The organism is Streptomyces griseoloalbus (assembly GCA_014650015.1).
Classification (GTDB): Bacteria; Actinomycetota; Actinomycetes; order Streptomycetales; family Streptomycetaceae; genus Streptomyces; species Streptomyces griseoloalbus.
In genome coordinates, this window is record BMUD01000011.1 from 41587 (window position 1) to 56343 (window position 14757).

17 protein-coding genes are annotated in these 14757 nt (G+C 71.6%); 13 read left to right on the forward strand and 4 right to left on the reverse strand.

The window, feature by feature from the left end:
- Positions 1-35: 35 nt before the first annotated feature.
- Complete coding sequence (locus tag IE178_RS18150) at positions 36-695, reverse strand: TetR family transcriptional regulator (protein WP_184764036.1); 660 nt, start codon at positions 693-695, stop codon at positions 36-38.
- Positions 696-808: 113 nt separating this feature from the next.
- Here IE178_RS18150 and IE178_RS18155 point away from each other — a divergent pair, with 113 nt between their 5' ends.
- The 7 genes from IE178_RS18155 to IE178_RS18185 all read left to right on the forward strand — a co-directional run bounded on the left by IE178_RS18155 (position 809) and on the right by IE178_RS18185 (position 6031).
- Positions 809-976, forward strand: coding sequence for a hypothetical protein (locus IE178_RS18155; protein ID WP_184764037.1), 168 nt, complete (start codon positions 809-811; stop codon positions 974-976).
- A 55-nt stretch (positions 977-1031) separates the two neighbouring features.
- On the forward strand, positions 1032-1298 hold the full coding sequence (locus tag IE178_RS18160) for a DUF4190 domain-containing protein (protein ID WP_184764038.1): 267 nt from the start codon (positions 1032-1034) through the stop codon (positions 1296-1298).
- 69 nt (positions 1299-1367) lie between these two features.
- A complete protein-coding gene (locus tag IE178_RS18165) occupies positions 1368-2537 on the forward strand; it encodes a cysteine desulfurase family protein (protein ID WP_193513051.1) in 1170 nt (389 codons plus the stop codon).
- A gap of 53 nt (positions 2538-2590) precedes the next feature.
- Positions 2591-3166, forward strand: coding sequence for a hypothetical protein (locus IE178_RS18170; RefSeq protein ID WP_193513052.1), 576 nt, complete (start codon positions 2591-2593; stop codon positions 3164-3166).
- Positions 3167-3332: 166 nt separating this feature from the next.
- On the forward strand, positions 3333-4508 hold the full coding sequence (locus IE178_RS18175) for a hypothetical protein (RefSeq protein WP_193513053.1): 1176 nt from the start codon (positions 3333-3335) through the stop codon (positions 4506-4508).
- A gap of 48 nt (positions 4509-4556) precedes the next feature.
- A complete protein-coding gene (locus tag IE178_RS18180; protein WP_318280111.1) occupies positions 4557-5132 on the forward strand; it encodes a hypothetical protein in 576 nt (191 codons plus the stop codon).
- Positions 5133-5191: 59 nt separating this feature from the next.
- Positions 5192-6031, forward strand: coding sequence for a hypothetical protein (locus IE178_RS18185; RefSeq protein WP_193513054.1), 840 nt, complete (start codon positions 5192-5194; stop codon positions 6029-6031).
- 73 nt (positions 6032-6104) lie between these two features.
- On the opposite strand, the gene IE178_RS18190 is transcribed toward IE178_RS18185, so the two are convergent.
- Positions 6105-6773, reverse strand: coding sequence for a peptidoglycan recognition protein family protein (locus IE178_RS18190; protein WP_184764043.1), 669 nt, complete (start codon positions 6771-6773; stop codon positions 6105-6107).
- Positions 6774-6833: 60 nt separating this feature from the next.
- Here IE178_RS18190 and mnmA point away from each other — a divergent pair, with 60 nt between their 5' ends.
- Entirely contained in the window at positions 6834-7964 is a 1131-nt protein-coding gene (gene mnmA / locus IE178_RS18195; protein ID WP_193513055.1) for a tRNA 2-thiouridine(34) synthase MnmA, read from the forward strand.
- Between the two features lie 25 nt (positions 7965-7989).
- Here the strand turns inward: mnmA and IE178_RS18200 are convergent, their stop codons facing one another.
- Positions 7990-8769: an alpha/beta fold hydrolase gene (locus tag IE178_RS18200; protein ID WP_193513056.1), complete on the reverse strand. Its 780-nt coding sequence runs from the start codon at positions 8767-8769 to the stop codon at positions 7990-7992.
- 80 nt (positions 8770-8849) lie between these two features.
- Entirely contained in the window at positions 8850-9173 is a 324-nt protein-coding gene (locus IE178_RS18205) for a DUF427 domain-containing protein (RefSeq protein WP_193513057.1), read from the reverse strand.
- A 73-nt stretch (positions 9174-9246) separates the two neighbouring features.
- On the opposite strand from IE178_RS18205, the gene IE178_RS18210 reads away from it, so the two are divergent.
- The 5 genes from IE178_RS18210 to ligA all read left to right on the forward strand — a co-directional run bounded on the left by IE178_RS18210 (position 9247) and on the right by ligA (position 14650).
- Positions 9247-10050 carry a class I SAM-dependent methyltransferase gene (locus IE178_RS18210; RefSeq protein WP_184764047.1) on the forward strand — a complete coding sequence of 268 codons (804 nt, stop codon included), beginning with the start codon at positions 9247-9249 and terminating at the stop codon, positions 10048-10050.
- Positions 10047-10586: an LOG family protein gene (locus tag IE178_RS18215; RefSeq protein ID WP_193513058.1), complete on the forward strand. Its 540-nt coding sequence runs from the start codon at positions 10047-10049 to the stop codon at positions 10584-10586. Before IE178_RS18210 ends, IE178_RS18215 begins: the two co-directional genes overlap by 4 nt.
- Positions 10587-10604: 18 nt before the next feature.
- Positions 10605-11303, forward strand: coding sequence for an SDR family oxidoreductase (locus tag IE178_RS18220; RefSeq protein WP_184764049.1), 699 nt, complete (start codon positions 10605-10607; stop codon positions 11301-11303).
- Positions 11304-11438: 135 nt separating this feature from the next.
- Positions 11439-12440 carry a methionine synthase gene (locus tag IE178_RS18225; RefSeq protein ID WP_193513059.1) on the forward strand — a complete coding sequence of 334 codons (1002 nt, stop codon included), beginning with the start codon at positions 11439-11441 and terminating at the stop codon, positions 12438-12440.
- A gap of 14 nt (positions 12441-12454) precedes the next feature.
- Positions 12455-14650 (forward strand): NAD-dependent DNA ligase LigA, encoded by a 2196-nt coding sequence (gene ligA / locus IE178_RS18230; protein ID WP_193513060.1) that lies wholly within the window; start codon positions 12455-12457, stop codon positions 14648-14650.
- Positions 14651-14757: the final 107 nt, after the last annotated feature.

The window sequence follows — 14757 nt, forward strand, 5'->3', positions numbered from 1 at the left end:
CCACGACGGCCGCCCCTTCATCGGGGCGGCCGTCGTCACGGGGTGGGCGGAGCCCCGGCCGGTCCGTGCCGGTCCAGCCAGTGCCGGCGGCCGATGCCGATCAGCCGCAGTTGCCGGGTCGCGATGCGGGACACCCGCTCCCGTTCCGCGGGGTCGGTCGCCGGTGCCTCCAGGAACAGGGAGGCCGTGATGAGCATCTGGTCGACATAGAGCTGGGCCAGCATCAGCAGGTCGTCCCCGCTCCAGTCCGTGGACTGCGGATCCTTGGCCAGCGCCTCACCGACCTCCGCCGTGAACCGGGCCAGCTGGTCGTGTATCGCCTCCCGGACCGGCCGGACCCCGCCGTGCCGCTCACGGGCGATGAAACGGACGTGTGCGGGATACACGTCCACATGACCCGCGATCAGCTCGATGGCCCGGGCGATGCGCTCCTCGCCGTCGCCGGTCGTGGACACCGTCGTCCGGATCATCGGATGGAGACTGCCCAGTGCCTCCTCGACCAGCGCCACGCCCAGATCCTCGACGGACCGGAAGTGCCGGTAGAAGGCGGTCGGGGCCACCCCCACGGCACGGGTGACCTCGCGCAGGCCCAGGCTGCTCAGACTCTGCCCCTCCAGCAGGTCCAGCGCCGCGTCGAGCAGCGCCTGCCGGGTCCTCTGCTTCCGGGCCTGCCGGACGCCCGGGGTGTGGCTCATGCCATGCAGTCAACAACTGTTCTCCGGAAATGGAAAGCAGTGAAGCGCGTTAGACTGGGTAGTCAGTGAACAGATGTACCGTTAGTGTTCGCCGAACCTGGGGGATCCGACTCATGCTGTTCCTCGTCGCCGCGCTCGCGCTGCTGGGCGTCGCCCTGGGCACCGTCGCCCACGCACCGCTCTCCTTCTCCGTCGCGTTGGGTGCCGTCATCGCCGTCTGGCTCGGCGTCTTCGCCCTGCGTGAGCGCCACGGCCGCCGGCGCGGGACCTCGGCGCGCTGACCGCCGCAGGGGCCGCCCCTCCATCCGACCGTCCCGACCGTGGGAGCCGATCACCATGCACCTCACCGCACCGGCCGGCCGCCGCACCGGAATCCATGACGCCGACGGCATGGCCGTCGCCTCCTTCGTCCTGGGCCTGCTGGGCCTGCTCGTCCTCAACGTCTTCCTCGGCCCGACGGCCGTCGTGCTGGCGGCCGTGGCGTTGTGGCGGGGCACGACCCGACGCGGACGCGCCTTCCTCGGGCTCGGGCTCGGCGTCGCCGACCTCCTCGTCCTCGCGGCGTTCACGCAGGCGGACCAGACGATCTCGTGGAGCCTGTGAGCCGGCGGCGCACCCTCACCGACCGCGATCCGTGGCCGGTGCACCGGGCCCCGTAGAATCGGCCCCACCATGGCTTACCTCGACCACGCCGCGACCACCCCGATGCTTCCCGAGGCAGTCGAGGCACTCACCGCGCACCTGGGCGTCACCGGCAACGCCTCCTCTCTCCACGCGGCCGGCCGCCGCGCCCGGCGCACCGTCGAGGAGGCCCGCGAAACCCTCGCCGAAGCCCTGGGCGCACGCCCCAGCGAGGTGGTCTTCACCTCAGGCGGCACCGAGGCCGACAACCTCGCGGTGAAGGGTCTGTACTGGGCCCGCCGGGACGCGGACCCGGCCCGCACCCGGGTCCTCGCCAGCCCCGTCGAACACCACGCCGTCCTCGACGCCGTCCACTGGCTCGGCGAGCACGAGGGGGCCACCGTCGAGTACCTGCCGGTCGACTCCCACGGCCGGGTCCACCCGGACGCCCTGCGCGAGGCCATCGCCCGCAACCCCGACGACGTCGCCCTCGCCACGGTCATGTGGGCCAACAACGAGATCGGGACCATCCTGCCGGTCCGCGAACTCGCCGAGACCGCCGCCGAGTTCGGGGTCCCGCTGCACTCCGACGCGGTCCAGGCCTTCGGCCAGATCCCGGTGGACTTCGCCGCGTCCGGACTCGCCGCGATGACCGTGTCCAGCCACAAGATCGGCGGCCCGTACGGCATCGGCGCGCTGGTCCTGGGCCGAGAGCACACCCCCGTGCCCGTGCTGCACGGCGGCGGTCAGGAGCGGCATGTGCGCTCCGGCACGCTCGACGTGCCCGCCATCGCGTCGTTCGCGGCCGCCGGGCGGCTCGCCGCGGAGCAGCAGGAGTGGTTCGCCCACGAGATCGGCAGGCTGCGCGACGACCTGGTCGCCGCGGTCCGCGACGCCGTCCCGGACGCCGTGCTCGGCGGCGACCCCGCACCCGAGGGGCGCCTTCCGGCCAACGCGCACTTCACGTTCCCCGGCTGTGAGGGCGACTCGCTGCTGCTCCTCCTCGACGCCCAGGGCATCGAGTGCTCCACCGGCTCCGCCTGCACCGCCGGCGTCGCCCAGCCCAGCCACGTCCTCCTGGCCACCGGCACCGCCCCCGACCTGGCCCGCGGCACCCTCCGTTTCTCCCTCGGCCACACCTCCACGGAGGCCGACGTGGAAGCCCTGGCCAAGGCCATCGGCCCGGCGGTGGAACGGGCCAGGGCGGCGGGTCTGACATAGGCCCTGGGTAGCCTGGCCGGAGCGGAGGTCGGTTCGAGCCGAGGGGAGCGGTCATGGAGGGCGCGCGAGGTCCCGGAGCGGGCGCGGCGACAGCGTCGTACGGGCGGGCGGTGGTGTACCGGGAGAAGCTGCCCCGGCGCTGGACGATCGCCACCGTGGCGGTCCTCGCCGCCTGGGTCGCCTATCAGGGCAGCGTCCTGCTTCCCGACGACAGCACGGTCTGGTACGTCATGCTCGGGTTCTCGGCGTTCTTCGCGCTCGTTCTCAACGCCGTGCCGATCTCCAAACGCGTCTACCACCGAATCCGCGTCCAGGACGGGCAGTTGACCGTGGGGCGGGAGACGATCGCGGTGGAGTCGCTGACGGCCGACTCGATCCGGGAGGCCCGTGAGCAGCCGGCGGACGCGGAGTTCGCCGCGGCCCTGGCCTCGCGGTCGCGCGAGGAGCTCACCCGGCTGCGACGGGCGAGCCGTGCGGCCGAGCCGCCCCGGATCGTGGGCGGCGGATGGTCCGTGCCGCTGGGCATGGACCAGATCGTGGTCGAGACCGTGCGGGGCGAGTCACTGCTGATCGCCACCCACGACCGCGAGGGCCTCCTGGACGCGCTGACACGAGCCCGCCGGATCTAGGGCCTGTCTGACCATTCGCGTTCCCGCCCGCAGGCAGGCGGGAATTGTCGGACAGGCCCAGAGCCCGTCGGCTCCGAGGCCCGGTCACGGCCTCGATACGGTGTCCGCGTGTCCGTGCTGCTTTTCCCTCGGGAAGGAGCCGACGCCGATCACCTGAAGGAGCTCCGTGACAGGCAAGCTGAACAGAGTCGTGAATCCGCAGGACCTCGAGCAGTTGGCCAAGTTGCTCGACGGGCGGGGAGGAATGGGGGACAAGCTCGACGAGGCGCTCACGCGGGCCTCGGGACTCGGGGTGTCGGACAAACTGAGCGCGATACGGCCCATCCGTTCCTGGATATCGGACACCGCGCCCGAACTCCGCAGGAAGGCGGCGTACGCTCGCCTGGAGGACGGCGATCCGCTGGCCGGACTGCTGCTGGCCGGGTTCACCCCGGAGCAGCTCAAGAACAAGGATCTGCCGCCCGACATCCTGTTGGTCGCCAACGCGGCCGCCTCCGACGACACGGTCGACGACGGCTGGCTCAAGAAGAAGGACGGCGAGAGCCTCGACGACTGGCTCGTCCGGGTGCAGGGCGACGCCGTCACCCAGCTGACCGGCAACGAGGAGCTGGGCAAGGCCGTCGCGACGTACATCGAGGGGGCCGCCAACCTGTCGGCGTTCTTCACGGCGTCGACCACGGCCGCCCTGGGCACCAAGTCGCTCATCTCGTACTTCAAGAGCTCCAAGGTGCTCAACGCGCCGGGCACCTTCACCGCCCGCCTGATCAACGGCCACTGGGACAAACTGTCCAAGATCCCTAAGGCGGGCAGCTGGCTGACCCGGGTGCCGACCGCCGCGCTCGCCGGCTCCGACGAGGCGGCGATGCTGGCCGGATACATGCGCAAGGGCGCCTTCTACCTGCCCACCGCCACCGAGGCCAACCTGCTCACCGTCGCCCAACGCGGTGGACTCGCCAACGCGGCCAGGGCCGCGGGGTGGATGCGCGGCCTTGGCATCGTCGGGTCCGCCGGCGCCACCGCGTGGGGCGTCGCCAACCTGGCGACCATGGATCACGGCAAGGCGTGGGAGGAGGACAAGGCCAAGTACCTCTCCAACTGGACCGGTACGGCCTTCAACGCCTCGCTCACCGCCGCGATGATCGCCCCCAACCCGGTCACCCTCGGCCTGGCCGTCGGCACCGGCGTCGCCTATGCCGGAACCCTGATCTGGGACCACTCGGACAAGATCGCGGCAGCCGCGGAGGACACCGCGGAGTGGGTCGGCGACAAGGCCGAGAAGGCCGGCGAGGCCATTTCCGACGGCGCGAAGAAACTCGGCAGCGCCCTCAACCCGTTCGACTGACGCCGGGTCATGGCACATCCGCGCCGAGCGGCGCGAGGGGAAGGGATCATGCAGCAGACGTACACCCTGGACCACTGGGAAGACCGTTCAGGTCACCGGCTGACCTGGACGTTCGGGTACCGGGGAACGGCAGGGGAGTTCGGGCGGATCGAGGTGGTCTACCCGGCGAAGCGGCACGGCGACCGTCACGTCACCGAGGTCAGTGGGGACACCGTCCCCGCCACCTCCTTCGGAGGCTGGGCCCACGGACGCAAGCCCTCCCTTCACCTGGGGCAGCTCAGTGTCGGTGGGGCCGGAATCCGCCTCAAGCGCAACCGCTGGGCACAGACCAGATCCGGACGGGCCCTGCGGATGCGGGTCGCCGGGCGCGAGTACCGCTATCTCGCGACCAGCCGACGGCACCGTGACCGCGCCCTGATCCGCGACGGTGTGGAGATCCGGACCCGGCGGCACGGCAGCGGCGCGCGGAAGAAGGCCACCTTCACCGTCCTCGGCCCGGCCGACGCCACCGACCTCGCGCTGGCCGCCGTGATGCTCGGGGTCAACACCCGCAACCTCACCCGGGGCGGCGCCGTGCGCGCCTTCTTCAACAGGTCGCTGGACTGGATGGAGGTCTTCCAGTGACCCCTTGAACCGCCTGAGTCATCGCCGTCCGTTCCTTCCGCCGATGAAAGCGACACGCAATGCCCTCGTACGACAGCACCCGGGGCCGGTTCCGCCTTGCCGAGAGCCATCTGGCCGTCCTCCGTCACCGCGTCGAAGGGGAGGAGGTGCCCCCGGAGCTGGCCGAGACCGACCGTGAACTGCGCGAGGCAGGTCTGACCGACCAGGAAGGAAACCTCGACCTCTTGCTGGCCCCGCTGGTCAGCACCCTGCGGGCCCCCGCCGTCGTCCTCCACGTGGAGGCGCTCGGTGAGCACGGCACCCTCCACCACGGCGTCACCATCGGCGACGGCTACGTCTACTCCCACGAGTCCTGGCCCGGCTCCCCGGAGTCGGAGTACGTACGGCTGGAGCCGACCATGCTCGTCTGGGCGCTGGCGCGCATGGTCAACCTCCAGGGAGAGGACACCGTGGAGGTGGCCACGCCCGTGGTCGAAACCACCACGGCCGTCCTCGACGCGGGACTCGGCACCCTGGACAGCCTTCACGGCCTGACGGCCGAGGAGGGGGTCGACCGGGTGGCCGAGGCGCTGAAGGGCGCCGGGCTCACCCGGAAGTCGCAGGTCAGTACGCTTGCCAAGCTGATCACCGGGCTGCGTTCCAGCTGGCGGATGACCGCCGCGTGGCAGGGGCACGACGACGGGGTCCCGGCCCCCCGGGTGCGCGGGTTCGCGGTGTGGGACTGCGGACCTCTCGGCTACTGGCATCGTGAGCTGCCCGCTGAGCCGATCCTGCCCGGTCAGGTGGACGACACCACCGCGCTCAAGCTGGTCCGGGTCGACGCCAAGGAGGTCTGGCAGCTGATCACCGATCTCCTCCCGAGCACGGAGGAGTTCGCGGCGGCCCCGCAGCCGGGCTGAGCCGGCCCTGCCCTGCCCGGCCCACGAGGCCGGGCAGGAGAGCATCCGCGGCTCCGGCCCGGGGGTGCCCGGTTCAGGCCCGCAGGGTCGTCCGGGCCCGGCGGACCAGCTTCAGATAGCGGTCCCAGTCCCAGTGCGGGCCCGGATCGGTGTGGTCCGTGCCCGGCACCTCGACGTGGCCGATGATGTGCTCCCGGTCGACGGGTATGTCGTACCGCGCGCATATCCGGGCCGTGAGCCGAGCCGACGCCTCGTACATCTCGTCCGTGAGGTCCTGCGGCCGGTCCACGAACCCCTCGTGCTCGATGCCGACACTGCGCTCGTTGTAGTCGCGGTTGCCCGCGTGGTAGGCCACGTCCAGCTCGCGGATCATCTGGGTCACGCGCCCGTCCTGGCCGACGATGTAGTGCGTGGCCGCCTTGTGCCCCGGGTCCTGGAACGCCCGCACCGCGCTGTCGAAGCTGCCCTGGGTGACATGGACGATCACCATGTCGATGCCGAAGTCGTCCGGCCGGTCCGCGCGCCGCCAGTTGGCGTCCGAGGCCGACACCCAGCGGGCGCCCGCGAAGTCGACCGCGCCCTGCTCACGGGGCTTCTCGATGCCGGGAACGCGCCACCACAGCCGCGCCAGCTCGTCCCGCGCCAGCACCGCCGTGCCCGTGGCGGCCACCGCCCCGCCCACGATCAGGGCCCGTCGCCCGATGCGCCGGCCGGTGTCCTCGGATGCTCTTCTCGCCCCCATGTGATCGTCAACGGATACCCGGCGGCCGTGGTTCCCGCGCCCCCGTACCCTGGAAGGGCTATGACTGACACCCCGCAGGGCTTCCGCCCCCTCCGCGTCCTGGCCGCCATGTCCGGCGGAGTCGACTCCGCCGTCGCCGCCGCCCGCGCGGCCGAAGCGGGCCACGACGTGACCGGCGTCCACCTCGCGCTCTCCGCGAACCCGCAGTCGTTCCGCACCGGCGCGCGGGGCTGCTGCACCATCGAGGACTCGCGCGACGCCCGCCGCGCCGCCGACGTCATCGGCATCCCGTTCTACGTGTGGGACCTCGCCGACCGCTTCCGCGAGGACGTCGTCGAGGACTTCGTCGCCGAGTACGAGGCCGGCCGCACCCCCAACCCGTGCCTGCGCTGCAACGAGAAGATCAAGTTCGCCGCGCTGCTCGACAAGGCGCTCGCGCTCGGCTTCGACGCGGTCTGCACCGGTCACTACGCCCAGGTCGTCCTGCGCGAGGACGGCACGCGCGAACTGCACCGCGCCTCCGACATGGCCAAGGACCAGAGCTACGTCCTCGGCGTGCTGGACGACCGCCAGCTCGCCCACGCGATGTTCCCGCTCGGCGACACGGTCACCACCAAGGAGGAGATCCGCGCGGAGGCCGAGCGCCGCGGACTCGCCGTCGCCAAGAAGCCGGACTCGCACGACATCTGCTTCATCGCCGACGGCGACACCCAGGGCTTCCTCGCCAACCGCCTCGGCCGGACGGAGGGCGACATCGTCGACGAGTCCGGCACCAAGGTCGGCACCCACGAGGGCGCCTACGGCTTCACCATCGGCCAGCGCAAGGGCCTGCGGATCGGCACCCCCGCCCCCGACGGCAAGCCACGCTACGTCCTCGACATCTCCCCGGTGACCAACACCGTCACCGTCGGCCCGGCGGCCTCCCTCGACGTCGACGCCCTCACCGCCGTCAAGCCCCGCTGGTGCGGCGCCGCACCGGCCGGCCCCGGCACCTACACCGCCCAGCTGCGCGCCCACGGCGGCGAGAGCGAGGTGACGGCGGAACTCGTCGACGGGGAACTCCGGGTGCGCTTCACCGAGCCCGTCCGGGGCGTCGCCCCCGGCCAGGCGATCGTGCTGTACGACGGCACGCGCGTGGTGGGCTCGGCGACCATCGCGTCGACGGCCCGGTCTACGGCTGACGTGGCCTGAGCCGCGTCGGCCCCCGACGGATCGCTCACCGCGCGAAGAAGTCCGCCAGCACCGGCGCCAGGACGTCCGGCTCGACCATGTGGGTCTGCCCCTCCAGGGTGCGGTACGCGCCCTGGGGGACCGACTCCGCGATCGCCCGCGCGGCCTCACGCATCCACGCCGGGCTCGCGTCGCCCGCGATCGACAGCACCGGCACGCGGATCGACGACAGCAGCTCGCGCGGGACGCTGCCGTCGCCCATCACGGCGTCGTCGTACGCGAGGCTCGGCGCGATCGACTCCATCCCGGCCCACATCGGGGACTGCCGGGCCCCCTCGATCATCGCCTCGCCCAGCCCGGTCAGCCGCAGGAAGAGCTCGACCGCGTCCCCGCGCCGCCCCTCGGCCAGCGCCCGGGTCAGGTTCTTCGTGTACTGGGCGCGCGCCGCCAGCTCCTCCTCGGACATCGCGTACGGCGTCTCGTACACGGCGACATGGCGCACCGGCAGCCCGCTCGCCGCCGCCCTGAGCGCCAGGGCGCCGCCCGAGGAGATGCCGTACAGCGAGGCCTCGCCGCCCACCGCCCCGATCAGCGCCGCCAGGTCCTCGACCTCGCGCTCCACCGCGTACGGCGCCGTGTCCGTGCTCCCACCGCGGCCCCGGCGGTCGTACACGACCACCCGGAACCGCTCCGAGAGGGGCGCCGCCAGCGGCGCCACCGTGGCGCCCGTCGACATCGCGCCGCTGACGAGGACGACCGCCGAGCCACGCCCGGCGCTCTCGTACGCGAGTGAGGTGCCATCGTGCGAAACGGTGTTCTTGTCCATGCCTGAGAAGACTGCCGCACGCCACCGGATTCGTCGGTGAGGCGGGCGGCGCGTCCGTCGATCGCAACCCTTCTACACGATCACCGCACTTCCACCTCGTAGAAGCAGAAGTGGTCCTTGATCTCGGAGACGTCCGGCTTCGGCTCCGGGTACGCCCAGACCAGATCCGCCGCGTCCGGCAGCGACCAGTAGGACGCGGTGCCCTTGAAGGGGCAGTGCGTGTGTGTCCCGGAGGGCGTCAGCAGGTCCAGGCGTACGTCCTCCGGCGGGATGTAGTACCGCGGGGGACAGCCCGTCTCGTGCAGCACCAGTGCCCGGTCGCTCTCCGCGAGCACCCGCTCGCCGTGCACCACGCGCACGTGCCGTTCGGTGGACTCGATGGTGATGCTGTGGCCTGTGGTCACGATCGCCCTCCTCGGGTAGCCGACTCACCCGTTACAGCGCACGCTGAAGCGGAGTTCTTCCCGAGGAGGCCCCATGGGAGCGAAGGACACCGGCAGGAACCGCGGCACCCTCGCCCACCGGGCCCGGTACGCCCTGCGCCACCCGCGACGCGTGCCCGCCCACGCGCGGCGCGCCCTGCGCGACGCCTGGCTGCGGTTGCGGCACCGCGACCACATCGCCTACTACCGCGCGGTGATGGCCTCCGACGCGGCCCGCAGCGCCGAGGCGGCGGTGGGTCACAACCCCTCGCGCGAGCAGTGGGCGCGCATCGGCCGGATGCAGTTCGACTACCTGCTGCGGCACGGTCTGCGGCCGCACCACCGGATGCTGGAGATCGGATGCGGCAACCTCCGCGCGGGGCGCCTGTTCATCGACCACCTGGAACCCGGCCACTACTACGGCGTCGACATCTCGCCGCACATCCTGCTCGCCGCCCAGGAGACCCTCGTACGCGAGGGACTCCAGGCCAAGATGCCCTATCTGACCCTCGCCGACGACCTCACCTTCGCCTTCCTGCCCGACGGGCACTTCGACGTGGTGCACGCGCACAGCGTGTTCTCCCACTCTCCCCGGCACGTCATCGAGGAGTGCTTCGCGCACGTCGGGAGGGTGCTCGCGCCCGGAGGGTTCTTCGACTTCACGTTCGACCGCACGGAGGGGGAGGAGCACCAGGTGCTGCACGAGGACTTCTACTACCGGACTCGGACGCTGGTGGAACTGGCCGCCGAGCACGGTCTGTCCGCGCGCCTCATGGACGACTGGGAGGAGCTGCCGCACCGGCAGTCGAAGATGCGGCTCACCGCGATGTCCGACCGGGCCCGTACGGTGGGTCCGTGAACATCTGTGTCTTCCTCTCCGCCGCCGACCTCGACGACCGCTACACACGCCCCGCGCGGGACTTCGCGCGGCTGCTCGGCAAGGGCGGGCACACGCTGGTGTGGGGCGGTTCGGACGTCGGTCTGATGAAGGTGGTCGCCGACGGGGTGGAGGAGTCGGGCGGCCGGCTCCTCGGCGTCTCCGTGGAGTTCCTCGCGGCCAGGGCGCGGGCCGGCGTCGACGAGATGGTGGTCGCCAAGGACCTCGCCGAGCGCAAGAAGCTGCTGCTGGAGAAGGCCGACGCCGTCGTGATCATGGTGGGTGGCACCGGCACCCTCGACGAGGCGACCGAGATCCTGGAGCTGAAGAAGCACGGGCACACCGACAAGCCGGTGGTCCTGCTCAACACCGCGGGCTTCTACGACGGGCTCAAGGAGCAGTTCCGCCGTATGGAGGACGAGGGCTTCCTGCCCCGCCCGCTGACCGACCTGGTGTTCTTCGCCGAGGAGCCGGTGGGCGCGCTGGCCTATCTGGAGGAGAGCCTGGGGGTGGAGTGAGCGCGCGATGATGCGAGCATGGCGGGCATGGCTACACATGTGATCACCGGGGCCGGCTCCGGCATCGGCGCGGCCGTCGCCCGCCGCCTGCACGCGCGCGGGGACGAGCTGGTGCTGCACGCGCGCGACGCGGGCCGGGCGAAGGAACTGGCGGCCGGATTCCCCGGCGCCCGCACCCTCGTCGGCGACCTGGCGGACCCCGAGCGGCTCAGCTGGGCCTTCTCCCACCAGTCGCTCCCCGACCAGGTGGACTCCCTGCTGCACATCGCCGGTGTCGTCGACCTCGGTCCGGTCGGCGAGCTGACGCCGAAGACCTGGCGGCACCAGCTCAACGTCAACCTGATCGCGCCCGCCGAGCTGACCCGCCACTTCCTGCCCCAGCTCCGCGTGAGCGGCGGGCACGTGATCTTCGTCAACTCCGGCGCCGGTCTGAACGCCCACGCGGACTGGTCCGCGTACGCGGCCTCCAAGCACGGCCTCAAGGCCCTCGCCGACTCCCTGCGCCACGAGGAGCACGGCAACGGCGTGCGCGTCACCTCGGTCTACCCCGGCCGCACCGCCAGCCCCATGCAGGCCAAGGTCCACCGGCAGGAGGGCAAGGACTACGACCCCGGTCGGTGGATCGACCCGGAGTCGGTCGCCACGACGATCCTCATGGCCCTGGACCTGCCCGAGGACGCGGAGGTCAACGACCTGACGGTACGCCCGGGGCGCTGACGATCAGCCCGTCCGGCGGGTGGGGACGAGGCCGGTCCAGGGCCGGACGGGGCTCCGGGGCCAGGCCCTGGGCGGGACGGGAAGGGGCGGGTGGGGGCGGAGCACCCCCGCCCGGCACCTGCGTACGCTTCCCCCGTGAACGACAACCTTCCCCTCGGCCCCGCCACCGGCATCGGCTCCCTGCCCGGCCACGACGCCCGGGAGGCCGCCAAGACCGTCACCGGCAGCTTCGAGGACTTCCCGCACCTTCCCGAACTGCCCGCCCGCGGCCCCGGCGCGGACATGATCGGCAGGACCGCGGGCATGCTCGTCGAGCTGTACGCGCGCGTGGAGCCCAGCGGCTGGCGGATCGGGGACCGGCCGGGCCGGGACACCAAGCGGGCCCGTTCCTGGCTCGGTCAGGACCTCGACGCGCTGGAGGAGTTCACGCAGGAGTACCAGGGGCCGCTGAAGGTGCAGGCGGTGGGACCCTGGACGCTCGCCGCGGGCCTGGAGCTGAGGAACGGCGAGGCCGCCCTGTCCGACCCCGGTGCCTGCCGCGACCTCGCCGCCTCCCTCGCCGAAGGGCTGCGCCTGCACCTCGCCGAGGTGCGGCGGCGCGTGCCCGGCGCGCGGCTCGTCCTCCAGCTCGACGAACCCTCCCTCACCGCCGTCCTGCGCGGACAGGTCAGGACCGCCAGTGGCTACCGCACCCACCGCGCGGTGGACCGGCAGATCGTCGAGGCCACGCTGCGGGACGTCGTCGGCGTTCACGACGGCGGGCCCGTCGTGGTCCACTCGTGCGCACCGGACGTCCCGTTCGCCCTGCTGCGCCGGACGGGCGTGGCGGCCATCTCCTTCGACTTCTCCCTGCTCACCGAGCGTGACGACGAGGCGATCGGGGAGGCGGTGGAGAGCGGCACCCGGCTGCTCGCCGGTGTCGTCCCGGGGACGGACGGCCCGTTGTCGGACCCTGCGGGTAGCGTCATGGGTGTCAGGACGCTGTGGCGCAGGCTGGGGCTGCGGCCGGGCCTTCTCCCGGAAGCGGTCACGATCACCCCGGCGTGCGGACTCGCGGGGGCCTCCCCGGAGTACGCGCGCAAGGCGTACGCCCACTGCGTCCGGGCGGCGAGATCCCTCGCGGACAACCCAGAGTAACGGGAGGACACACGGTGGCCGGCGACAAGCAAGCGGAGACGACGAGCGTGCCCGCCGAGGCACGGGAGAAGCACGCCAAGCTCGCTGAGCAGATCGAGGAGCACCGCTTCCGGTACTACGTGAACGACGCCCCCGTCATCAGCGACGCGGACTTCGACCGGCTGCTGCGCGAACTGGAGGCGCTGGAGGAGGAGCATCCGGAGCTGCGCACCCCGGACTCGCCGACCCAGAAGGTCGCCGGGGCGTACGCGACGGAGTTCACCTCCGTCGAACACCGCTCGCGCATGCTCTCCCTCGACAACACGTTCAACGACGACGACCTCGCCGCCTGGGTGGAGCGCATCCGCCGGGAGCTCGGCACGCAGAAGCACCACTTCCTGTGCGAGCTGAAGGTCGACGGCCTCGCCGTCAACCTCACCTACGAGCGGGGCCGCCTCACCCGCGCGGCGACCCGCGGCGACGGCCGCACCGGCGAGGACATCACGCCCAACGTCCGCACCATCACCGAGATCCCGGACCGGCTGCAGGGCGACGAGGTCCCCGACCTCGTGGAGATCCGCGGCGAGGTCTACTTCCCGATGGAGAAGTTCCAGGAGCTCAACGCCCGTCTGGTCGAGGCCGGCGACAAGCCGTTCGCCAACCCGCGCAACGCGGCGGCCGGTTCGCTGCGCCAGAAGGACCCGCGGGTCACGGCCACCCGTCCGCTGCACATGGTGGTGCACGGCATCGGGGCCCTGGAGGGCTTCGACGGCATGACCCGGCTCTCCGAGGCCTACGACCTGCTGGGGACCTGGGGCCTGCCGACCTCCGGGCACAACAGAGTGGTCGACGACCTGGAGGGCGTGCGGGAGTTCATCGCGTACTACGGCGAGAACCGTCACTCCGTCGCGCACGAGATCGACGGGGTCGTGGTCAAGCTCGACGAGATCCCGCTCCAGGGCCGCCTCGGCAGCACCTCGCGCGCCCCGCGCTGGGCCATCGCGTACAAGTACGCGCCCGAGGAGGTCAACACCAGGCTGGTCAACATCCGGGTGGGTGTGGGGCGTACGGGCAGGGTGACGCCGTACGCCCAGGTCGAGCCGGTGACGGTGGCCGGGTCCGAGGTCGAGTTCGCGACGCTGCACAACCAGGACGTCGTCAAGGCCAAGGGCGTCCTCATCGGGGACACGGTGGTGCTGCGCAAGGCCGGTGACGTGATCCCCGAGATCCTCAGCCCGGTCGTCGACAAACGGGACGGCAGCGAGCGGGAGTTCGTGATGCCGGCCGAGTGCCCCGAGTGCGGGACGCCGCTCAGGCCGATGAAGGAGGGCGATGTCGACCTGCGCTGTCCCAACGCCCGGACCTGCCCGGCCCAGTTGCGAGAGCGCCTGTTCTACCTGGCCGGCCGCAAGGCGCTGGACATCGAGCACTTCGGCTATGTCGCCGCGGCGGCGCTGACCAGGCCGCTGGAGCCGGAGGACCCGCCGCTGAAGGACGAGGGCGACCTCTTCGACCTCACCGTCGACCGGCTGCTGCCCATCAAGGCGTACGTCCTCGATCAGGACAGCGGTCTGCCCAAGCGGGACCCGAAGACCGGCGAGGAGAAGATCGCCACCGTCTTCGCCAACCAGGAGGGCGACCCGAAGAAGAACGCGCTCGCCATGCTGGAGAACATCGCGGCGGCCAAGGAGCGCCCGCTGGCGCGCGTGCTGACCGGTCTGTCGATCCGTCACGTCGGCCCGGTCGCGGCGGAGGCGCTGGCCCGCGAGTTCCGTTCCGTCGACCGTATCGAGCAGGCCACCGAGGAGGAACTGGCGGGCACCGAGGGGGTCGGCCCGATCATCGCCGCCTCGCTCAAGGAGTGGTTCGCCGAGGACTGGCACCGCGAGATCATCCGTAAGTGGAAAGCGGCCGGCGTCCGTATGGAGGAGGAAGGGACCGGCGGGGACGAGGGTCCGCGTCCGCTGGAGGGGCTGACCGTGGTCGTGACCGGAACTCTGGAGCATTTCACCCGCGATGGCGCAAAAGAGGCGTTGCAGAGTCAGGGAGCGAAGGTGACCGGATCGGTGTCCAAGAAGACATCGTTCGTCGTGGTGGGTGACAATCCCGGGTCAAAATATGACAAGGCGATGCAGCTCAAGGTGCCGGTTCTGAACGAAGACGGTTTCAACGTCCTTCTGGAACAAGGGCCGAAGGCCGCGGCCGACGCCGCTCTTTCGGCCGAGGAGTAGCGGTTGAAGGCCACCCGATCGGCGCATACCAGATGCATACGGGTGGCTGGGGCGCATTCGGGCAACCGTCGGCGACCGGTGCCCGTACAAGCCCTCTGCGGCCTACT